Below are 21,040 nucleotides of genomic sequence, written 5' to 3'. Positions count from 1 at the left end.
CGCCGGGCCACGTCGGCCCCCGCCCGCTCCGCCGGCCCTCGCCCTTCCTCGTCCCCTCTCGCCGCACACCCTGTGAGCGCCTCGAGGGCTGGATACCATGTGGGTCGGCTCACTGCATTGGCGCTGACGAGTAATCGGGGAAGGAATCCGGGCAACATGCCTATCGAGACATTCGAGTTCCAGGTAGAAGCGCGACAACTCCTGCAGATGATGATCCATTCGATCTACTCGAACAAGGATGTATTTCTGCGCGAGCTCATCTCCAACGCCTCCGACGCATTGGACAAGTTGCGGTTGGAATCGCTCCGCGACGACAAGCTGCGGGAAGAGGTGTCGGATCTCCACATCGGCATCGAGGTCGACAAGGAGCAGCGCACGCTCACCGTACGCGACAATGGCATCGGGATGTCGCACGACGAAGTGGTGCAGCTCATCGGGACGATCGCGAATTCCGGCACCGCGAAGTTCCTGAAGGAACTGAAGGAGTTGAAGGAGGCCAAGGACGCGGCCGCGTCCGAGGAACTCATCGGACAGTTCGGCGTGGGCTTCTACTCCAGCTTCATGGTGGCCGACGAGGTCACGCTGCTGACCAGGCGGGCAGGAGAGAGCCGGGGGACGCGCTGGGAGTCCAGCGGCGAGGGTACGTACACCATCGAGACGGTCGACGACGCGCCGCGCGGTACGTCGGTGACGCTGCGGCTCAAGCCCGAGGACATCGAGGATCAGCTCTTCGACTACACCTCCACCTGGAAGATCAAGGAGATCGTCAAGCGGTACTCGGACTTCATCACCTGGCCCATCAAGATGGCCAAGGAGTCCACGGACGAGAACAGCGACGCTGACGGTGACAGTGACGGCCCACGCGAGGCCGAGACGGTCAACTCGATGAAGGCGCTGTGGGCCCGGTCCAGGGACGAGGTGACCGACGACGAGTACAGCGAGCTGTACAAGCACATCAGTCACGACTGGAACGACCCGCTCGAAACCATCCGCATGCAGGCGGAGGGCACCTTCGAATACCAGGCGCTGCTCTTCATCCCGTCCCACCCGCCCCAGGACCTGTTCATGCAGGGGCACAAGCGCGGAGTTCAGCTCTATGTGAAGCGCGTGTTCATCATGGACGACTGCGAAGCGCTCATGCCCGAATACCTCCGCTTCGTCAAGGGTGTCGTCGACGCGCAGGACCTGTCGCTGAATGTGTCGCGGGAAATCCTCCAGCAGGACCGTCAGATCCAGTTGATGCACCGTCGCCTCGTGAAGAAGGTGCTGTCGACGCTGAAGGCCATGATGTCCGGCAATCCGGAGCGCTACGCGACGTTCTGGAAGGAATTCGGCCGGGTCCTGAAGGAAGGTCTTCTCAGCGACTTCGAGAACCGCGACGCGATCCTCGGCGTCTCCTCGTTCGCGTCGACCCAGGACAAGGAGGGGCTGACCACTCTCCGGCAGTACGTGGACCGTACGAAGGAGGGGCAGCGGCACATCTTCTATATGACTGGCGAGTCGCGCTCGGCCATCGAGAGTTCACCGCACATGGAAGCGTTCCAGGCCAAGGGCTTCGAAGTGCTGCTGCTGACCGACCCGGTCGACGAGGTGTGGGTCCAGTCCGTACCGGAATTCGACGGCAAGCAACTGCGGTCGATCGCCAAGGGCGAAGTCGATCTCGACACCGAGGAGGAGAAGAAGGAGGTCGAGGCCGAACGCGAGAAGCGGCAGCAGGAGTTCGCCGGTCTGCTCACGTGGATGACGTCGGAGCTGGCTGAGAGCGTGAAGGAGGTACGGCTCTCGTCCCGGCTCACCGTCTCGCCCGCCTGCATCGTCGGGGACACCCACGATGTGACGCCCGCCCTGGAGAACATGTATCGCGCCATGGGCCAGGAGGTGCCGCACATCAAGCGCATCCTCGAACTCAACCCCACACACCCGCTGGTCACCGGGTTGCGGAAGGCCCACACCGAACGGGACGCCGACGCCGGACTGGCCGAGGCGGCCGAACTCCTCTACGGGATGGCCCTCCTGGCCGACGGCGGCGAGCTGAGCGACCCTTCGCGCTTCATCAAGCTGATGGCGGACCGGCTGGAGCGCACCCTGTAGTCGAGCTCGGACGACCGACCTGCCCGTAGAGCCGGCGTACGTCCCTGTCCGGATCTCGACCATAGTCCTAAACTTGCGCAACCCTTAAAGTGTTCGCATGAATGATCAGGACAGGGATCCGGGCAGGTACCCGGACAGGAATCCGGGCACGACGGAATGGGAAACCGCGGTGCTCGACGGCGGGCCCGCGGACGGCATACGGATGCGGGTCACCGACCGGCCGTCCGTGGTGCAGGTGACCTACCCCTGCCAGCTGGAAGGACCGGCGGGCGGCGCGCAGGCGGAAGCGGTCTACGTATACCGGCGGGACCCGCGCATACAGGGCGAGCCACTGCGGTACGGGATCGACAGGGCCAGCCCCTGAGTCGAGCCGGCCAGGCGCTCAGCGCGCCGCGTCGGCGCCTTCCGGAGCCACCGCCCGCGCCGCGGCCACAGGCGCCTGAGCGGAGGGGGCAGGGTGCTCGGCACCCTGCCCGCCCCCCAGCCCCAGCCCCTCCCCCAGCCCCTCCTCCTTCATCGCCTTCGCCTCGCTCCTGAGAATGCGCATGGACTTGCCCACGGCACGGGCGGCGTCCGGCAGCTTCTTCGAGCCGAACAGCACGATGATCACGATCGCCACGATCAGCAGGTGCCAAGGCTCCAACCCGTTACGCAACACTTCCGCCCCGCCTTCCCCTCGTCGAACCATGTGCCTATAAGTTGCTACATTGCGCAACTGTACAACCATGGGAAGGTGCACTTATGGCAGACGGCCGACGCAGAAGGAGCGAGGGAAGGAGCCGATTGCGGCTCGCCCTCGGGATAACCCTGTCCCTCGTCGTGCTCGCCTCGGCCGGTGTCGGCTGGATCTATCTCAAGCTCAGCGGAAACATCGACACCTTCAGCGCCGGCGGGCTCTCCGACAGCCGCCCGCCGGGCATAGCGAAAGGGCAGAACGTCCTGGTCATCGGGTCGGACGCGCGCACCGGCGGGAACAGTGAGCTGGGCGGCGGCAGCAAGGACGACGTCGGCCGCTCCGACACCGCGTTCCTCCTCCACGTCTACGCCGACCACCAGCACGCCGTCGCCGTGTCCATACCGCGCGACACCCTCCTGGACATCCCGCCCTGCCGACTGCCGGACGGCAGCTGGACGCAGCCGCAGAGCAACACCATGTTCAACGCGGCGTTCTCCGTGGGGCAGACGGTCAAGGGCAACCCCGCCTGCACCCAGAACACCGTCGAGAAGCTCACCGGACTGCGTGTCGATCACACCGTCGTCGTCGACTTCAAGGGCTTCGCCCAGCTGACCGAAGTCGTCGGCGGCGTACAGGTCTGCGTCCCGCAGGACATCTACCAGAAGGACCTCAGCCCCAGCCGCGCCGCGCGCGGCGAGCGCGTCTTCGCCAAGGGCGTCCAGACCGTCTCGGGACAGAAGGCGCTGGATTACGTACGGATCCGGCACGGCATGGGCGACGGCTCCGACATCGGCCGGATCAAGCGCCAGCAGGCCTTTGTCGCGAGCCTGCTGAAGAAGGTCAAGGAACAGGGGCTGACGCCCGCCAAGCTGCTGCCGCTCGCGGACGCGGCCGTCCGGTCCATGACCGTCGACCCGGGGCTGGGCTCCGCCGACAAGCTGCTCGGCTTCGCCATGTCGCTCAAGGACATAGATCTGCACAACACCAAGTTCCTGACCATTCCCTGGCGTTACGAGGGGGAGCGCGTCGCGATCGTCGAGCCGGACGCGTCCGCGCTCTGGGCGGCGCTGAGGGCCGACCGTACGCTCGACGGCGCGGACGCCAGCGGCAAAGGCGGCCGGGGAACCACCGCCCCCTCCGCCACGCCGAGCGCCACCGGGGCCGTCTCGGGCGCGGGCATCGACGTCGCCGTCTACAACGGCACCACGGTCACGGGGCTCGCCGCCCGTGCCGCCCGTATGCTCACGGACCACGGCTTCACCATCACGGGCACCACGACCGCGAGCACCCAGGACCACGCGACCACGGTGATCGAGTACGGTCCCGGCCACGAGGACAAGGCGCGGACCGTCGGAAGGCTCTTCCCGGGCGCGCGGCTCGCGTCGACGTCCGCCACGGAGACGGGTGCGGGGATCAACGTCATCCTCGGAGCGTCGTACAGCCCCGCGGACGCGCCATCGGGGGACGCGGCATCGGCGGAACCGGGATCGGCGCAGCCCGGCCCCCTGCCGTCGGCCGTGGCCGATGACGCACGCTCCGCCGACGACGACCCCTGCGCGAACCTCTCCTACGGCTGAGCGCCCGTACAGCTGAGCTCCCCTGTCTCCGAGCTCCCCTATAGCTGACGCCCCTATAGCTGAGCGCCGCCGATTCGCCCCCGCGCGAAGACCAGTCCGGCCGCGTACAGCCCGAGCACGGCGCCGAGCAGTACGTAGTAGAGCCCCGGCAGCGCGGGCATGCCCAGGACAGGGCCGAGCGGCGAGAGCGGCAGCAGCAGCCCGGTCACGGCGAGCCCGGCGGCGGCCCAGCGGACGGGGCTCGGGGCCCGTCGACCGGACGCGGGGCGTGCGCTCGTACGCAACAGCAGCATCACCAGCGCCTGGGTGAGCAGGTTCTCGGTGAACCATCCGGAGTGGAACTCCGCCTGGCTGCCCGCGTCGACGGCGGTGTACGGGGCCGACGCGAACACCGCGAACGTCGCCAGGTCCGAGAGCGCGTTGATGAGACCGAAGCCCGTGATGAACCGGAAGAACGCCCGGGAGCGCAGCTCCGTCGGCCGACGCAGCGCCTCGGGCCGCGGCCGGTCGTACGCGAAGGCGAGCTGCGCGGCGTCGAAGCACAGGTTCTGTACGAGGACCTGGGCCGGAAGCATCGGCAGGAACGGCAGCAGCAGCCCCGCGACGAGCATCGCGATGACATTGCCGAGGTTGGAGGAGAGCGTGATCCGCAGATACGTGGCGATGTTGCCGCTCGAATGGCGCCCGGCGCCGATCGCGTGCTCGATCGCGGTGAGGTCCTTCCGCGCGAGCACGACATCGGTGGATTCACGGACGACATCGACGGCGTCGCGCGGGCATATCCCGACGTCGGCGGCGTGCAGCGCGGGCAGGTCGTTGACCCCGTCGCCGAGGAAGCCGGTGGTGTGCCCGTCGGCACGGACGGCGGCGACGATACGTGCCTTGTGCTCGGGTGTGCAGCGCGCGAAGACGGTGGTGCGCCGGGCGACCTCGGCGAGTTCCGCGTCGGTGAGGGCGTCGAGCCGTTCGGCGGTGACGACCTCACCGCTGTCAGCTGTGGTGATCTTGCCACCGGCAGCGGGGTTGCCGGCCGTCATGTCACCGGCCCCCATGTCGCCGGCAGCCATGTCGGCCGCAACCATGTCGGCGGCAGCCATGTCGGCGGCAGCCATGTCGGCGGCAGCCACGTCCGGACCCAGATCCAGACCCAGATCCAGACACGCGCGGGCCGCGGTGCCCGGGTGGTCGCCCGTCAGGATCTTGACCGTGACGCCGCGCGCGGCGAGTACCTTCAGCGCCTCGGCGGCGGTCGGAGCGAGTGCGTCGTGGAGCGCGACGAAGCCCAGGAAATCGAGTCCGCGCTCGTCGGCCGGGGTGTAGTCGCGGTGACGGGCGGGCCGTTCCGCGAGGGCGACCGCGAGCAGCCGCAGGCCGCTGTCCGCCACGCGGGCGGCCAGCGAGGTAAGCCGGTTCCGTTCCTCGTCGTCGAGCGCGCACCGCTGGAGTACGGCCTCCACCGCCCCCTTGACGACGAGCGTGTGGATGCCGAGGCTGCCCGGCCGTCGTACGACCGCGGTGGAGAGGCGGCGTACGGAATCGAACGGCAGGGCCGCCACGCCCTCGTACCGCGCCGGATCCTCCTCGTCCACCGCGTCGAGGATCGCGTCGTCGAGGGCGTCCGGGGCGGGCAGATCGGCCAGTTGCAGGGTCCACCAGGCGTTGACGGCGGCCCAGCGCAGCACCTCGGGGTCGGGGGCCCCGTACGCGTCCATCGACCCGCCGACCACCGGCCGGTCCTGGGTGAGGGTGCCCGTCTTGTCCAGGAACAGTACGTCGACGGCGCCCAGGTCGTGCAGCGCGGGCAGGCGTTTGACGATCACCGCGTGGTGGCGCGCGAGGCGTGAGGCGCCACGGGCCAGGGCGGTGGTGACGATGACCGGCAGCATCTCCGGCGTGAGACCGACGGCGACCGCGACCGCGAAGGGGAGCGTCTCCAGGCCCCGGCCGCGCAGGGCGGCGTTGGCCATCAGGACGAGCGGCGGGGTGAGCAGCATGAACCGGATGAGGACCCACGAGATGCCGTTCACCTGCCGGTCGAAGGCGCTGGCCGTACGGCGCCCCGGCCGGCTGCGCGCGGCGCCGAACCGCGTACGTGTCCCGGTCGCCACGACGACGGCGGTGCCGCTGCCGGAGGCGACGCTGCTGCCCTGGAAACACAGCCGCGGCTGCGCGAACACCCCCGCGAACGCCTCGTCGGCCGTGGGCGTACCGGCCACAGCCTCGACGCCTCCCGGGCCCGGTACGTCGACGGCGTACTTCGCGACCGGCGCGGACTCCCCCGTCAGCGCCGCCTGATGTACGGTCAGCCCGCTCGCGCGCAGCAGCAGAACGTCGGCGGGCACCAGATCGCCGGGGCCGAGACGGATCACATCGCCCGGCACCAACTGGTCGACGGGAATCTCCCTCGGCCGCGAGCCGCCCCCGTCACGCGCGCCACCCGCGCCAGCCCCGTCACGCGCACCGCGACGGTCATACCCGTCACGGCCCTCGCTCCCGCCGCTCCCGGCACTCCCGGCACTCCCGCCGCTCCCGCGCCGCAGCACCGTCGCCGTGGTCGCCACCAGCTCGCGCAGCCCGGCCATGGACCGGTCGGCCCGATGCTCCCCGGACGAGCGCAGCAGACAGCTGACCACGACCAGCGAGAGGATCACCAGGGCGGTGCCCCAGGCGGAGACGGTGGCCGACACCGCCCCGAGACAGAGCAGCACGGCGGTGAACGGATCCCGCACGCTCCGTACGAAACGCCGCGGCCGGGACGCCGTACGCCACTCCGGCACCGCGTTCTCGCCGTACCGGAGCAGACGCTCCTCGGCCTGCGCGTCCGTCAGCCCGCGCGGCCCGCTGTCCAGCCGCCGCAGCACCTGGAGGGAGGTGAGGGCGGTCAGGTCCGGTGGGGTGCCGTCCCCGCCCGGCGCCCACGGAGTGGGACCGCGGCCGGCACCGGACCCCGGCCCGGCTCCCGGCCCGGACCCGGCCGCTGGGGACACGTCCGCCCCGGACACACCCGCCCTCCCGGCCCCGGACATCACGGAGTCGGGCACTGCGGGCTCAGGCCGTGATGTCGCGGACGCGCCGTGCCGGAGCCTGCGCCGCGCGATCGGTCAGCTGTCCGACCATCAGCCGGACCACGGTCACGACATCGGGATCGTCGACGAAGTACACCTGGCGACGGCCCTCGCGCCGCGACCGTACGAGACCGGCCAGCTTCAGCTTGGTCAGATGCTGGCTCACGGCGGGCAGCGCCCCGCCCACGCGCTCGGCGAGTCCGGTCACATCGCTCTCGCCCTGAGCCAGTACCCACACGATGTGCAGCCGCGCCGACGACGCCAGCAGCCCGAACGCGGCGGCGGCCTCGGCCAGCACTTCGGCAGGAGGGTCCTCGAAGCCGCCGGCACCCGCCGGCACACCTGCCGTCACGATCGCTCTCCCGTCCCGCGCGGGCCGTCACCCCGTCAACCCGAATGTCCTCATACCTGAAGGCCCGGATGCCCGAACCGCCCGTGGACCGTAGCCCCGTGGACCGTAGCCCCGAAGGCCGGCAGGCCCGTCGGCCCGAAGGCCGGTGGGCCCGTCGGCCCGAAGGCCGGTGGGCCCGCAGGCCCGAACCGGCGGTTCAGTCTAGGGCTACGGCTTGTCGCGAGAATCCCGCGCGGGCGCGGCGTCCCGCTCGACGATGGTGCCTGTGACGACTCGACGGTCCCCCGGCGCGGCGGCCTCGGACGTCTTGCCCTCCGCCTTGGCGTACTCCTTGCCATCCTCCTCCTTGCCGTCCTCCTTCTTGCCCTCCTCCTTGAGCGCCTTCGTCTCGCTCTTGAGGATGCGGGCGGCCTTGCCGGCGGAGCGGGTCAGCTCAGGGAGCCTCTTCACCCCGACGACCACCGCGACGACGATGAGGATCAGGGCCAGTTCACTCAAGCCGAACATCAGGTCTGCTCTCTCCCGGTAACGGATCGGATCGATCTGCTTCTACAGCGCTGTAGAAGTATCCGGCACGGGACAACCCCACAACAAGCCCGTACCGAGCCAACCGCACCACAGCCTGCTACTCTTCGTCCGCAATTGATCACTTAGTGTCACAACGGGACAACCGGGAGCTCCTGTGAAGGTCGCATGCGTCGGCGGCGGGCCCGCCGGCCTGTACTTCTCGATCCTGATGAAGCGGCAGAATCCGTCCCACGACATCACTGTCTACGAACGGAACGCGGCCGGGTCCACCTACGGCTGGGGAGTGACCTACTGGGGCAGCCTCATCGACAGTCTCCATGTCCACGACCCCGAATCAGCGGTCGCCATCAGCGAGAATTCGGTCCGCTGGAGCGACGGGATCGCACACGTCGGTGACCGGAAGACGGTGCACCACGGCGACACGGGTTTCGGAATCGGCCGGCGCCGGCTGCTCGGCATCCTCACCGAGCGGGCCCGCGCTCTCGGCGTACGCGTCGAGTTCGAGCACACGATCACCGACGCCGCCGAACTGCCCGACGCCGAACTGGTCGTGGCCTGCGACGGGGTCGGCAGCGCACTCCGCGAGCGGCACGCCGGACACTTCGGCACCGAATCCACGGCCGGGCACAACACATACATCTGGCTCGGCACCACCAAGATCTTCGACTCGTTCACCTTCGCCTTCGTCGAGACCGAGCACGGCTGGATCTGGTGCTACGCCTACGGGTTCAGCGAGAACGGGAGCACCTGCATCGTCGAGTGTTCCCCGGCGACCTGGACGGGTCTCGGGCTCGACAAGGCCTGCGAGGCCGACGGACTGGCCCTGCTGGAGCGGCTCTTCGCGGGGCCGCTGGACGGACACCGGCTGATCGGCCGGGCGCACGCGGACGGCAGCGCGCAGTGGCTCAACTTCCGCACCCTGACCAACCGGACATGGCACCACGGCAACCTCGTCCTGCTCGGCGACGCCGCCCACACCACGCACTACTCCATCGGCGCGGGCACCACGCTCGCGCTGGAGGACGCCATCGCACTGGCCGGCGCACTGCGCGGACACAGCGGCGGGCACAGCAGAGAGCATGGACGCGGCGGAAGCGACGTACACGCGGAACTGCGGCCCGCGCTCGTCCAGTACGAGCGGGAACGGAGGTCCGCCCTCCTCCCCGTCCAGAGCGCGGCGCGCTACAGCGCCCAGTGGTACGAGAACCTCCCGCGCTATATCCATCTGGACCCGCCGCAGATGTTCGCGCTGCTCGGGCAGCGGCACTCGCCGCTGCTGCCGCACATCCCGCCCCAGCTGTACTACCGGATCGACCGGGCGGCCGAGCAGCTGGAGGCACTGCGCAGGCTCAAGCGCTGGCTGGGCCCGAGGGTCGCGCGAACGCTGCACGCCCGTTCGCGCGCCTCCGGCGGCTGACACCCACGTCCAGCCCCCGCCTCCCCAGCCACCCATATCCAGCCACCCGCATCCATGGCTCGGTCCGGGCAGGTATCCGTCCGGGACGACGTTCAGATCCTGTCCAGGTACGTCGACACCGCCAGCGCCTTCTTGGTGGAGCGGTAGCGCGCCAGCAGTACCGGGCGCAGCCAGCGCACCGACGCCGGGAAGGCGCTCAGCACGGCCGCGTATCCGGGGATCCGGTCCGGGTCCTCCATCAGGCCGAGCACCAGGTGCGCGCTGCACCGGAAGCCGCCGTGGAAGATCCCCTTCCGTACCCGCGCGAGGTCGGAGTCCGGTACCTGCGGGAACAGCTCCAGCAGGACCGGCTCCTCCTCGTCGAAATGCCTGGTCAGAATCTCGCGGACCCGCTGGGCCGACGGCAGCCCCGACATGGCCGCCTCACTGACGACCACCAGCACCTCGTCGCGCCCGCCCGTGATCTCCCGGGCGTCGATCGCGTCGACCGCCCTGGCGAGGGTGTGCAGCTCGGCGTCGAGCGCCTGGTGCTCGACGATCATCCGGTCGAGTTCGGCGACGGCGGCGGGAAACAGGTCGCTCAGCGCCGGCCAGAGTTGTTTGTCCTCACTCCCGTGATGGCTCCTGACGTACTCGATCAGCCAGCGGGAGGTGCTGACCAGCGTCCTGACATCGACGGGCTGACCGTCGGCGAGATTCGCGAACGAGACTGCCACGAGAGCGGCGCCCCGTCGCATGATCGTGTGCTCGGCGAGGAGTTCGTCGTACATGCGCGCGCGTTCGACTCGGAGCGCGGATGAAACCGTCATTCTCTGTCCCTCGAAAATAGGGGTTATCCCCTATGTAATGAACCCAAAGCTACTTCAATAAATGCCCGACTTGCCCTAAAATATCGGCATGTCTGGCGAGCGTTCGTATCACTCTCCTCGCCGCGCACTCACCGCGGCCGCCACGCGACGTGACATCATCGACGCGGCGCGGAGGCTCTTCCTTGAGCGGGGTTTCGCACAGGTGACCGTCGCCGAGATCGCCCGCGAGGCAGGGACCGCGGTCAAGACGGTGTACGTCAGTGCCGGGGGCCGGCTCGACATACTGCGGGAGACCGTCCACCGCGCGGCCGCGCACTCGGGCGCTCAGGAGACCGTGAAGCGGATACGGGGCACCGAGGACGCCGTCTCCGCCATCGCCCTGCTCGCCCACCGCACCCGGCTCAGCAACGAGGAGCACCGCGAATCCATCGCGATCCTCTACAGCGCGCTGCCCGTGAACGACGCGGCGGAAGCACTCTGGGACGAGGGCACCTCTATCTACACTTCTGCCCTTCGCGAGATCGCCTCACACCTCAAGGGCCTCGGTGCTCTCAGAGCCGGGATGACCGTCGAGCGGTGCGCGGACGTGCTGTGGTTCTGCTTCGGCCTGGCCGCCTGGCGCACGCTCGTCGACGACTGCGGCTGGACCTGGGACGAGGCCGAGAGGGAGCTGGCTGTCATGGCCACGAAGATGCTGCTCAAGGAGTTATCCACAGGCTGAGCGGGACGCCGACGCGATGTCAGGGGCCGGGCGCAGAATAGGGGGCATGACTGAGATCACCGGTTCGACACCGGATTCGACAGCGGCCTCGGCCCCGGGCTCGGCCCCGGGCTCGATGCCCGAGTGGGAGAAGCGCTTCCGCGCGCCGCGGGTTTCGCTGCCCGACTGGGCGGAGGACGCGCCGGAGCGCGCGCTGTTCGTCTCCAATGCGACAGGGACGTACGAGCTGTACGCGTGGGATCGCGCGACCGGTGAGCAGCGGCAGGCGACGGACCGGCCGAACGGGACGACGGACGGCGTGCTCTCGCTCGACGGCGAGTGGATCTGGTGGTTCTCGGACACGGACGGGGACGAGTTCGGGGTCTGGATGCGGCAGCGGTTCACCGCCGGGGCGGACGGGGCCGGTGACGAGTCGGCGGTGCCGGGTCTCGGCCCCTCCTATCCGGCCGGGCTGGCGCTCGGCCGGGACGGCACGGCGGTGGTGGGGCGCTCGACCGACGAGGACGGCTCGACGCTCCATGTCGTACGGCCCGGCGAGAAGCCCGTCGAGATCTACCGGCACCGCGAGTCGGCCGGGGTCGGCGATCTGTCGTACGACGGCTCGCTGCTGGCGATAGAGCACACCGAGCACGGCGACGCGATGCACTCGGCGGTGCGGGTGCTGCGGCTGGACGGCTCGGTGGTGGCCCAACTGGACGACACGGAGGGCGGTACGCGCGAGCTGGGCCTGGAGGTGCTCGGCTTCGCGCCGGTGGAAGGGGACAGCCGGCTGCTCATCGGTCATCAGCGGCGGGGCCGCTGGGAACCGGTCGTCTGGAATCCGCTGACCGGCGAGGAGACCGATCTCGCCATCGAGCTGCCCGGCGATGTCAACGCCGAGTGGTATCCGGACGGATCGGGGCTGCTGGTCGCGCACAGCTTCGAGGCCCGCAGCGAGCTGTGGCGCTATGACTTCGCCAAGAGTGCGCTGATCCAGGTGGAGACCCCGGCGGGGACGGTCTCGGGGGCGACGGCCCGGCCCGACGGAAGCGTGGAGTATCTCTGGTCGTCGGCGGCCCGGCCGCCGGAGGTGCGTTCCACGGCCGGCGGGGTGGTGCTCGATCCGCCGGGGCCGGCGGCGCCCGCCTCGGTGCGGGTGGAGGACGCGTGGGTGGAGAGCCCCGGTGGCCGGGTCCACGCGCTCGTGCAGCGGCCGGAGGGCGAGGGCCCGTTCCCGACGGTCTTCGAGATCCACGGCGGCCCGACCTGGCATGACAGCGACGCGTTCGCGGCGGGCCCGGCCGCGTGGGTCGACCAGGGCTTCGCGGTGGTCCGGGTCAACTACCGGGGCTCCACCGGATACGGACGGGAGTGGACGGACGCGCTCAAGCACCGGATCGGGCTGATCGAGCTGGAGGACATCGCGGCGGTCAGGGAGTGGGCGGTCGCATCCGGTCTGGCGGATCCGGCGAAGCTGGTGCTGTCGGGCGGATCGTGGGGCGGCTATCTGACCCTGCTCGGTCTCGGCACCCAGCCCGATGCCTGGGCCGTGGGGCTCGCGGCCGTACCGGTCGCCGACTACGTGACGGCGTACCACGACGAGATGGAGGCTCTCAAGGCGATGGACCGCACGCTGCTGGGCGGTACGCCGGAGGAGGTGCCGGAGCGGTTCGCGGCCTCGTCCCCGCTGACCTATGTCGACGCCGTCCGGGCCCCGGTCTATATCTCGGCGGGTGTGAACGACCCGCGCTGCCCGATCCGCCAAGTGGAGAACTATGTGGACAGACTGGCGGCCCGGGGCGCGGTCCACGAGGTGTACCGGTACGACGCGGGCCATGGCTCGCTCGTCGTGGAGGAGCGGATCAAGCAGGTCCGGCTGGAGCTGGAGTTCGCCGTCAAACACCTGAGGGAGGGCGCACGGTAAGGCGAGGCGAGGTTGAGATGAGGTTGAGATGACGTGAGGGGAGGGGAGCCCGCGGCCCCGGGCCCTGCCGGGGGACCTCCGCGAGAGGCCTACGGGGGACCCGGGACCGGGGGCCGGGGCGGCGTTCCGTACCGTGGAGGGGTGTACCGCTTCCTGGTGACTCCGCGCTGGTTGGGGATCAACGTCTTCGTCCTGCTGGCGATCCCCGTGTGCGTTTTCATGGGGACCTGGCAGCTGGGCCGCTTCGAGGACCGCGTCGCCTCGCACGAGGCCGCGAAGACGGCGCCCGATCCCGGTGAGCGGCCCGCGGCGGCGCTGGAGACACTGCTGCCGGTCGACCAGGAGACCTCGGGCCGGCATGCCACGGCCAGCGGGCGGTACGGGGATCAGTTCCTGGTGCCCGACCGGGAGCTGGACGGCAAGACCGGTTCGTATGTGCTGACCATGCTCCGCACCGACGGCGGCAAGGCGCTGCCCGTGGTGCGCGGCTGGCTGCCCAGCGGCGAGAAGGCGCCCGCGCCACCCACCGGCGAGGTCACCGTGACCGGGTCGCTCCAGGCGTCCGAGTCCACCGGCTCGGACGGGGTGCGGGCGGGCGGCGGGCTGCCCCGCGGCCAGCTGGCCATGATCAGCGCGGCGTCGCTGGTCAATGTCGTGCCGTACGACGTGTACGACGCCTGGGTCACCGTCGGCAAGGCGTCGGACGGGCTGCGGGCCGTGCCCGCGGGCGTGCCGCAGAACACCGGGCTCGACCTCAAGGCGTTCCAGAACCTCGGCTACACCGGTGAGTGGTTCGTCTTCGCCGGGTTCGTGGTCTTCATGTGGTTCCGGCTCGTCCGGCGCGAGGCGGAGGCGATCAAGGACCGGAAGCTGGGGCTGGAGACCGCCGCGTAGCACTCCGGCCTCCCGAGCAGTGTCCGGCTTCCGGACCCGTGTCCGGCCTCCCGGCCCGTATGCCACGTCCCGTGCCCCGGCCCTGTCCCACGTACCGTAGCCCGCGTCGCGCGTCCCGCGTCCCGTGTCCTAACGAGCGCTCGCGTCCTGCCCCTACGATGCTTTGAGGACGCCTGTCCGGTAGATGGTGCCGGCGCAGGCGTTGGAGATGCTTGTCTGGCCGCTCGGGGCGCCCGACTCCGCCGTGTGGGTCACCGCGACCGTGCCGTCCATCGTGCCGCCGTCGGTGGTGAGCTGGGTCTCCGTGTTCGAGCCGTCCGTGCCGGTGCCCGGACCCGTACCAGGGTCGCCGGTCGTGCCCCCAGAGCCGTCCTCGGACGGGGAGGGGTCGGGCGAGGCGCCGGTCGTCGGACAGGTCTCCGAGGGCACCCAGGCGAACTTCACCTCGTACGCGCCGTTCGGCGGCAGCACCAGCGCCTCCGCCTCCTGCGAGGGGTCGGGCAGCGCGGCCGCCGGGTCGCCCGCGGTGTGCTGCGCGACGGTGATCTTGCTCTGGTCCGCCGCGCCCGTCGCCAGGACGTCGACCGTGCCACGGCCGCTGACCGAGCAGCCCGCGCCCGAGACGTTGGAGACACGGAAGCTTCCGTAGACCGTGCCTCCGGCGTCCGGGGCGCCCGTCTGGCCCACTACCAGGAGCTGGCTCGGGCCGCAGGCGGGCGAGGAGGCGGTCTCGTAGGGGGCCCCGGGGTCGACCGATCCGTCCTTGCCGCCGTCCGGCTTGTTCGACGCGACCCCACCGTCCGGCTTCTCCTGCTTGTCGGGCTCGTCCTCGTCGGCGGACACCTTGTCGGAGGGGCCGTCCGTGTCCTTCTTGCCGCCCGTGGTGCCCTTGTCGGCGTCGGTGCCGCCGTGCGTCTGCTCGCCGTGGCCGGTGCTGACGGCCCGGTCGTCCGTCACATCGATGGAGTTGGCGACATGGACGAAGGCGGGGACCGCCGTACCGAACAGCAGCGCCGCCGCCGCCATGCCGACGACCGCCTGGCGCTTTCTGGCCCGCCGGGTCGGTACGGCCTTGCGGAGATGGTCGAGAGCGCCGTCGGACGGCCGCAAGTCGCCCACGGCGCCGTGCAGCATCCGCCGCAGCGCCAGTTCGTCTTCGTTCAGGACACCGTTCAGGTCGTTGCTCGCGACCTCGCCGCCGTCACCGCCGCCACTGTCGCCGCGACCGCCGCCGCTGTCGTCCTCGGCGGCGTTCTCATACCTGTCGGCACCCGTGTCACCGAGGCCGCTCAGCTCATTCTCCGGCCCGTTGTTCACAATTCCGTTTCCAGTCAGGTCGTTCGACGGAGCGTCCGGCCCGGCCAACTCGTTCCCGCGGCCCTCGCCGCGATCCTCGGCCGGGCTCTCGCCCCGGCCGAATCCGTGCCGGTCCTCGCGCCCACTCATGCCGTGGCCTCCATGGCGACGCGCAGCGCCGCTATGCCGCGCGAGCCGTACGCCTTCACCGAGCCCAGGGATATTCCCAGCGTCTCGGCGACCTGCGCCTCGGTCATGTCCGCGAAGTATCGCAGGGACAGCACCTCGCGCTGCCGTCGCTGGAGCCCTCGCATGGCTTTGATCAGCGCGTCCCGCTCCAGCAGGTCGTACGCGCCCTCCTCCGCGCTCGCCATATCGGGCATCGGCTTCGAGAGCAGCTTGAGACCGAGGATGCGGCGGCGCAGCGCGGAACGGGAGAGGTTCACGACCGTCTGCCGCAGATACGCGAGGGTCTTCTCCGGCTCACGTACGCGATTGCGCGCGGAGTGCACCCGGATGAAGGCTTCCTGGACGACGTCCTCGCAGGAGGCCGTATCGTCCAGCAGCAGTGCGGCGAGACCGAGCAGCGACCGGTAGTGGGCGCGGTAGGTCTCGGTCAGGTGGTCGACGGTGGTGCCCGCGGCCATCGCCTCGTCAGCGCCGTCGCGCTGGGACGGTATGCGTGCGGGCCGCGCGGCGGGCATGGGGGCGATCACCGGCATGCCGCCGGGCGTGCGGGGCCGCCGGAGCGGAAGCACTGTCGCGCCGCGCACCGGGCCGATCGCTGTGATTTCGAGAACCTCTGCCACGCCAGTTGGACACGCTTCCCCCCACCAGGGTTGTACGCGCACGCCACTTTATTTGACGCTGCACCAAATACCCTCATGCGTAACTGATCTCCCCCTATGCCCCATATTTGCGACATCGCAAAGGGGCGACCGCAGAGACGCTTTCCAGCCGTCCAGCGGTTGCAGAGCCCTCGCAGAAAGACGGATGTGCATCGTCGAACACGACAACGTCCCAGTTCAAGAGGCATGGAGCGTGGAATTGCCCACAGGACGTTCACAGATTCTACAAAGTTTTGCGGACCCTTCGCTTCCTGTTTTCGCTTGCCCACGCGGCCACCCGTTCCCGGGCCGGAGTCACCGCCGCGACAGCTCGACGGCGACGGCCTCGGCGATCTGAGCCGTGTTCAGCGCGGCGCCCTTGCGGAGATTGTCGCCACAGACGAACAGTTCCAGCGCCCGGGGGTCGTCCAGCGACCGCCGTACCCGCCCCACCCAGATCGGATCCGTCCCCACCACATCCGCGGGCGTGGGGAAGTCGCCCGCGCCGGGGTTGTCGAACAGCACTACGCCCGGTTGGGTCGCCAGGATCTCGTGCGCCCGGCCGACCGTGATCTCCTGCTCGAAGCGCGCGTGCACGGCGAGGGAGTGCCCGGTGATCACCGGGACCCGGACGCAGGTCGCCGCCACCCGCAGCGTCGGCAGGTCCAGGATCTTCCTGGTCTCCGCGCGGATCGCCATCTCCTCCGAGGACCAGCCGCCCTCCAGGGCGAACCCGGACCACGGCACCACGTTCAGCGCCAGCGGGGCGGGGAAGGGCCCCGTGGCATCGCCCACCGCGCGGCGCACATCGCCGGGGCGGGTACCCAGCTCCGTACCCGCGACCAGGGAGAGCTGTTCGCGCAGCGCGCTGACGCCGTCCTTTCCCGCGGCGCTGACCGCCTGGTACGAGGAGACCGTCAGCTCGCGCACGCCGAACTCGGCGTGCAGCGCGCCCACCGCCACGATCATCGAGAGCGTGGCGCACCCCGGGCTCGCGACGATGCCGCGCGGACGGACCCGTACGGCATGCGGGTTGATCTCGGGCACGACCAGCGGGACCTCGGGGTCCATCCGGAACGCGGCCGAATTGTCCACGACCACGGCGCCCTTGGCCGCGGCGATCGGCGCCCACTGGGCGGACACCTCGTCCGGTACGAGGAACAGCGCCACGTCCACACCGTCGAGAACCGCCTCTGAGAGCGCGACGACCTCGGTCGCCTCCCCGCGTACGGACAGCTTGCCGCCGTCCGTACGCGCGGAGGCGATCAGCCGGATGTCGCCCCAGACGTCGGCGTGCTGCGACAGGATCTGGAGCATCACGGCGCCGACCGCTCCGGTCGCACCCACGACCGCGAGCGTCGGCCCGCCGTTCATCGCGCGGCGCTCCGCGCGGCGCCACGGGACGCGTTCATCGTCCGGTGCCTCCGTAGACCACGGCCTCGTCGGAGTCGCTGTCGAGCCCGAACGCGGTGTGCACGGCGCGTACGGCCTCGGTGACCTCGTCCACTCGGGTGACCACCGAGATACGGATCTCCGATGTCGAGATCAGCTCGATGTTCACGCCCGCGTCCGAGAGCGCCTCGAAGAATCCGGCGGTGACGCCCGGGTTGGTCTTCATGCCGGCGCCGACGAGTGAGATCTTGGCGATCTGGTCGTCGTAGCGCAGCGAGTCGAACCCGATCGTCGACTTCGTCTTCTCCAGCGCGTCGATGGCCTTGCGGCCCTCGGTCTTCGGCAGCGTGAAGGAGATGTCGGTCAGACCGGTCGACGCGGCGGAGACGTTCTGCACCACCATGTCGATGTTGATCTCGTTGTCGGCGATGGCACGGAAGATCGTCGCGGCCTCGCCGGGCTTGTCGGGGACACCGACGACCGTGATCTTCGCCTCTGAGGTGTCATGGGCGACACCGGAGATGATGGCCTGCTCCACCTTGCGGTCCCCTTGCGGTTCGTTGCTGACCCATGTGCCCTGAAGCCCCGAGAACGAGGAGCGGACATGGATCGGGATGTTGTAACGGCGTGCGTACTCGACGCACCGGTGCAGCAGCACCTTGGAGCCGGAGCTGGCGAGCTCCAGCATGTCCTCGAACGAGATCCAGTCGATCTTCCGGGCCTTCTTGACGACCCGGGGATCCGCGGTGAAGACACCGTCCACGTCGGTGTAAATCTCGCACACCTCGGCGTCCAGCGCCGCCGCGAGCGCGACAGCGGTGGTGTCCGAGCCGCCACGGCCCAGCGTAGTGATGTCCTTCTTGTCCTGGGACACTCCCTGGAACCCGGCCACGATGGCGATGTTGCCCTCGTCGAGCGCTGTGCGGATCCGGCCCGGCGTGACATCGATGATGCGCGCTTTGTTGTGGACCGAGTCGGTGATGACGCCCGCCTGGCTGCCGGTGAACGACTGGGCCTCGTGGCCCAGGTTTTTGATCGCCATCGCCAGCAGGGCCATGGAGATCCGCTCTCCCGCGGTCAGCAGCATGTCGAACTCACGCCCGGCGGGGATGGGGGATACCTGCCCGGCGAGATCGATCAACTCGTCCGTCGTGTCGCCCATCGCCGACACCACGACGACCACTTGGTGGCCGTTCTTCTTGGCATCGACGATCCGCTTGGCGACCCGCTTGATGCCCTCGGCATCGGCTACGGAGGAGCCTCCGTACTTCTGCACGACAAGGCCCACGTGCGCTCCTCGCTCAGTCCATAGTCACTGTCGGCTCAGTTTAACGAGCGACTGCACGGCGTCCCGGCTATACCACATCGTGAGATATCCCGCCCACTCCGTGATCATCTTGAGACGCACACGGCCGCTCGGTGTGCATGCATGCCCCCGATGGCGCGGTACACGCGGGAACGTGGCCCACGTCACGGAGCCTTGCCCGCTCACGTCACCTGAGTCACACCCGAGCCCCGCGCGTCACCCGAGCCGCCCGCGTCACGTCGGGCACCCGCGTCACCCGAGCCACCCTCGTCACGTCGGGCGCCTGTGTCACCCGAGCCGTCCGAGCCGCCCTCGTCACTCAAGCCGCCCGCGTCGGTCAAACCGCCCGCGTCACCTGAGCGTGCGCATGCCCAGCGGGGTCGCGATCTCCTCCGCCATCACCTTGCCGGCCTCCTCCGCCAGAACGTCCTCGGCCTCCTCGGTCAGGTCCTGGTCGGTGTCGAGGCCGTCCAGGGCCGGGAGCGGCTGGTCGAGGCGTACGTGGGCGACCAGCGACTGAAGGGCACGGAGGGTGGCGGAGGCGGTGGAACCCCAGTTGGAGAAGTACGAGAACTGCCACCACCACAGCGCCTCGGTCGTCCGACCCGCGCGGTAATGGGCCAGACCGTGGCGCAGATCCGTCACCACACCGGCGATGTCGTCGGAGATACGGGACGGCACGGGCGCCTTGCGCGGTTCGTACGGGTCGAAGACCTCGGAGTAGACATCGATCGGCTCAAGGATCACGGCGAAGCGCTCGCGCAGGTCGTCCACGTCCGGCTCGGGGCCGAGATCGGGCTCGTACCGCTCGTCGGGAAGGATGTCCTCGTGGGCACCCAGCCGACCGCCGGCCAGCATGAGCTGGGAGAACTCCAGCAGCAGGAACGGCACGGCGCTGTCCGGTTCATCGCCCTTCGCCACTTCCGTGACGGCCACGATGAAGCTCTCGATCTGGTCGGCGATCTGGACCGCGAAGTCGTCCGGATCCTGGTTCACGGCGTGCAGCGTTGCGTCAGACATCGAGAAGTCGTCTCCCCTCGAAGGCACGCCCGAGCGTGACCTCGTCGGCATATTCCAGGTCGCCCCCCACGGGCAGACCGCTGGCCAGGCGCGTGACTTTCAGGCCCATCGGCTTGATCATGCGGGCGAGGTACGTGGCCGTGGCCTCGCCCTCCAGATTGGGGTCGGTCGCCAGGATCAGTTCGGTGACCGTACCGTCGGCGAGACGGGCCAGCAGCTCACGGATCCGCAGGTCATCGGGGCCCACGCCCTCGATGGGGCTGATCGCGCCGCCGAGCACGTGGTACTTGCCGCGGAACTCGCGGGTGCGCTCGATGGCGACGACGTCCTTCGGTTCCTCCACGACACAGATCACCGTCACATCGCGGCGCGCGTCACGGCAGATCCCGCAGCGCTCCTCCTGCGCGACATTGCCGCACACGGCGCAGAACCGGACCTTGTCCTTGACCTCAAGGAGGGCATGGGCGAGACGGCGGACATCGGTCGGCTCGGTCTGGAGGATGTGGAAGGCGATCCGCTGCGCGCTCTTGGGACCGACGCCGGGCAGCCTGCCCAGCTCGTCGATCAGTTCCTGGACCACGCCTTCGTACAACGGATTGCCTTCCCTACTGCGGTGAGTACGTACGCTAGTTGGTGTCAGCGCGGGTTAGAAGGGCAGGCCCGGCATCCCGCCGAGCCCCTGCGCCAGCGGACCCAGCTTCTCCTGCTGGAGCTGCTGCGCGTTGTCGTTCGCGGCGTGCACGGCGGCGACGACGAGATCCGCGAGGGTCTCCGTGTCCTCGGGGTCGACGGCCTTCGGGTCGATGACCAGAGCACGCAGCTCTCCGGAGCCGTTGACCGTGGCCTTCACGAGACCACCGCCCGCCTGCCCCTCGACCTCGGCGTCCGCCAGCTCCTCCTGTGCCCGCGCGAGGTCCTGCTGCATCTTCTGGGCCTGCTGGAGCAGCTCTTGCATATTGGGCTGACCACCACCGGGAATCACGGTCACTCCTGGCATCTCGACGACGAGTTAGGACTGGTTACTGAACGCGTTACGGAACGGATTTTCCGGACGGATTTCCCGGGACGGGTTATCCGTACGAGTTGTCCGTAAGGCGAGCCTACGTGGTCCCCGGGCACCTCGCCCTACCCCGCCGGAACGAACCCCAAGCGAACTCTTTCGAGTG

Annotated in this window: 19 protein-coding genes; 7 read left to right on the top strand and 12 right to left on the bottom strand. The window is 69.5% G+C overall.

Annotated elements, in window-relative coordinates:
* The first annotated feature begins 156 nt into the window (after positions 1 to 156).
* Complete coding sequence (gene htpG, locus ACIRQP_RS03135; RefSeq protein WP_403882525.1) at positions 157 to 2,091, top strand: molecular chaperone HtpG; 1,935 nt, start codon at positions 157 to 159, stop codon at positions 2,089 to 2,091.
* A gap of 97 nt (positions 2,092 to 2,188) precedes the next feature.
* A complete protein-coding gene (locus ACIRQP_RS03130) occupies positions 2,189 to 2,455 on the top strand; it encodes a hypothetical protein (RefSeq protein ID WP_403882522.1) in 267 nt (88 codons plus the stop codon).
* An 18-nt stretch (positions 2,456 to 2,473) separates the two neighbouring features.
* Here the strand turns inward: ACIRQP_RS03130 and tatA are convergent, their stop codons facing one another.
* Positions 2,474 to 2,749 carry a Sec-independent protein translocase subunit TatA gene (tatA, locus tag ACIRQP_RS03125; protein ID WP_403882519.1) on the bottom strand — a complete coding sequence of 92 codons (276 nt, stop codon included), beginning with the start codon at positions 2,747 to 2,749 and terminating at the stop codon, positions 2,474 to 2,476.
* 83 nt (positions 2,750 to 2,832) lie between these two features.
* On the opposite strand from tatA, the gene ACIRQP_RS03120 reads away from it, so the two are divergent.
* The gene (locus ACIRQP_RS03120) at positions 2,833 to 4,344 is read left to right on the top strand and encodes an LCP family protein (protein WP_403882517.1); all 1,512 of its coding nucleotides are present in this window, start codon (positions 2,833 to 2,835) and stop codon (positions 4,342 to 4,344) included.
* 53 nt (positions 4,345 to 4,397) lie between these two features.
* Here ACIRQP_RS03120 and ACIRQP_RS03115 read toward each other — a convergent pair whose 3' ends face one another.
* The 3 genes from ACIRQP_RS03115 to ACIRQP_RS03105 form a co-directional block, all read right to left on the bottom strand.
* Positions 4,398 to 7,346, bottom strand: coding sequence for an HAD-IC family P-type ATPase (locus tag ACIRQP_RS03115; protein WP_403882515.1), 2,949 nt, complete (start codon positions 7,344 to 7,346; stop codon positions 4,398 to 4,400).
* A gap of 46 nt (positions 7,347 to 7,392) precedes the next feature.
* Positions 7,393 to 7,761, bottom strand: a complete 369-nt coding sequence (locus ACIRQP_RS03110) for an ArsR/SmtB family transcription factor (protein ID WP_403882513.1) — start codon at positions 7,759 to 7,761, stop codon at positions 7,393 to 7,395.
* Positions 7,762 to 7,968: 207 nt separating this feature from the next.
* On the bottom strand, positions 7,969 to 8,268 hold the full coding sequence (locus tag ACIRQP_RS03105; protein WP_403882510.1) for a twin-arginine translocase TatA/TatE family subunit: 300 nt from the start codon (positions 8,266 to 8,268) through the stop codon (positions 7,969 to 7,971).
* A gap of 175 nt (positions 8,269 to 8,443) precedes the next feature.
* Between ACIRQP_RS03105 and ACIRQP_RS03100 the strand changes: the two genes are divergently transcribed.
* Positions 8,444 to 9,706 carry an FAD-dependent monooxygenase gene (locus ACIRQP_RS03100; protein ID WP_403882507.1) on the top strand — a complete coding sequence of 421 codons (1,263 nt, stop codon included), beginning with the start codon at positions 8,444 to 8,446 and terminating at the stop codon, positions 9,704 to 9,706.
* Positions 9,707 to 9,798: 92 nt separating this feature from the next.
* Here the strand turns inward: ACIRQP_RS03100 and ACIRQP_RS03095 are convergent, their stop codons facing one another.
* Complete coding sequence (locus tag ACIRQP_RS03095; RefSeq protein WP_403882504.1) at positions 9,799 to 10,515, bottom strand: hemerythrin domain-containing protein; 717 nt, start codon at positions 10,513 to 10,515, stop codon at positions 9,799 to 9,801.
* Between the two features lie 88 nt (positions 10,516 to 10,603).
* On the opposite strand from ACIRQP_RS03095, the gene ACIRQP_RS03090 reads away from it, so the two are divergent.
* The 3 genes from ACIRQP_RS03090 (at position 10,604) to ACIRQP_RS03080 (ending at position 14,033) form a co-directional block, all read left to right on the top strand.
* On the top strand, positions 10,604 to 11,236 hold the full coding sequence (locus ACIRQP_RS03090) for a TetR/AcrR family transcriptional regulator (RefSeq protein ID WP_403882501.1): 633 nt from the start codon (positions 10,604 to 10,606) through the stop codon (positions 11,234 to 11,236).
* Between the two features lie 46 nt (positions 11,237 to 11,282).
* A complete protein-coding gene (locus ACIRQP_RS03085; RefSeq protein WP_403882498.1) occupies positions 11,283 to 13,139 on the top strand; it encodes a prolyl oligopeptidase family serine peptidase in 1,857 nt (618 codons plus the stop codon).
* A gap of 141 nt (positions 13,140 to 13,280) precedes the next feature.
* Complete coding sequence (locus tag ACIRQP_RS03080; protein ID WP_403882495.1) at positions 13,281 to 14,033, top strand: SURF1 family protein; 753 nt, start codon at positions 13,281 to 13,283, stop codon at positions 14,031 to 14,033.
* Positions 14,034 to 14,186: 153 nt separating this feature from the next.
* On the opposite strand, the gene ACIRQP_RS03075 is transcribed toward ACIRQP_RS03080, so the two are convergent.
* The 7 genes from ACIRQP_RS03075 to ACIRQP_RS03045 form a co-directional block, all read right to left on the bottom strand.
* Positions 14,187 to 15,479, bottom strand: a complete 1,293-nt coding sequence (locus tag ACIRQP_RS03075) for a hypothetical protein (protein ID WP_403882492.1) — start codon at positions 15,477 to 15,479, stop codon at positions 14,187 to 14,189.
* Positions 15,476 to 16,138 carry a SigE family RNA polymerase sigma factor gene (locus tag ACIRQP_RS03070; protein WP_403882490.1) on the bottom strand — a complete coding sequence of 221 codons (663 nt, stop codon included), beginning with the start codon at positions 16,136 to 16,138 and terminating at the stop codon, positions 15,476 to 15,478. Before ACIRQP_RS03070 ends, ACIRQP_RS03075 begins: the two co-directional genes overlap by 4 nt.
* A gap of 333 nt (positions 16,139 to 16,471) precedes the next feature.
* Positions 16,472 to 17,530, bottom strand: a complete 1,059-nt coding sequence (locus ACIRQP_RS03065; RefSeq protein WP_403882487.1) for an aspartate-semialdehyde dehydrogenase — start codon at positions 17,528 to 17,530, stop codon at positions 16,472 to 16,474.
* A 34-nt stretch (positions 17,531 to 17,564) separates the two neighbouring features.
* A complete protein-coding gene (locus ACIRQP_RS03060; protein WP_403882484.1) occupies positions 17,565 to 18,836 on the bottom strand; it encodes an aspartate kinase in 1,272 nt (423 codons plus the stop codon).
* A 369-nt stretch (positions 18,837 to 19,205) separates the two neighbouring features.
* A complete protein-coding gene (locus ACIRQP_RS03055; protein ID WP_365976523.1) occupies positions 19,206 to 19,874 on the bottom strand; it encodes a DUF5063 domain-containing protein in 669 nt (222 codons plus the stop codon).
* On the bottom strand, positions 19,867 to 20,466 hold the full coding sequence (gene recR, locus ACIRQP_RS03050) for a recombination mediator RecR (protein WP_403882481.1): 600 nt from the start codon (positions 20,464 to 20,466) through the stop codon (positions 19,867 to 19,869). The genes ACIRQP_RS03055 and recR overlap by 8 nt, the downstream gene beginning before the upstream one ends.
* A gap of 54 nt (positions 20,467 to 20,520) precedes the next feature.
* The gene (locus ACIRQP_RS03045) at positions 20,521 to 20,856 is read right to left on the bottom strand and encodes a YbaB/EbfC family nucleoid-associated protein (protein WP_078490815.1); all 336 of its coding nucleotides are present in this window, start codon (positions 20,854 to 20,856) and stop codon (positions 20,521 to 20,523) included.
* Positions 20,857 to 21,040 lie beyond the last annotated feature (184 nt).

Source organism: Streptomyces sp. NPDC102274, assembly GCF_044766385.1.
Taxonomy (GTDB): Bacteria; Actinomycetota; Actinomycetes; order Streptomycetales; family Streptomycetaceae; genus Streptomyces.
The sequence above is the reverse complement of the archived record's forward strand: the minus strand, read 5'-3'. Positions and strand labels throughout refer to the sequence as shown.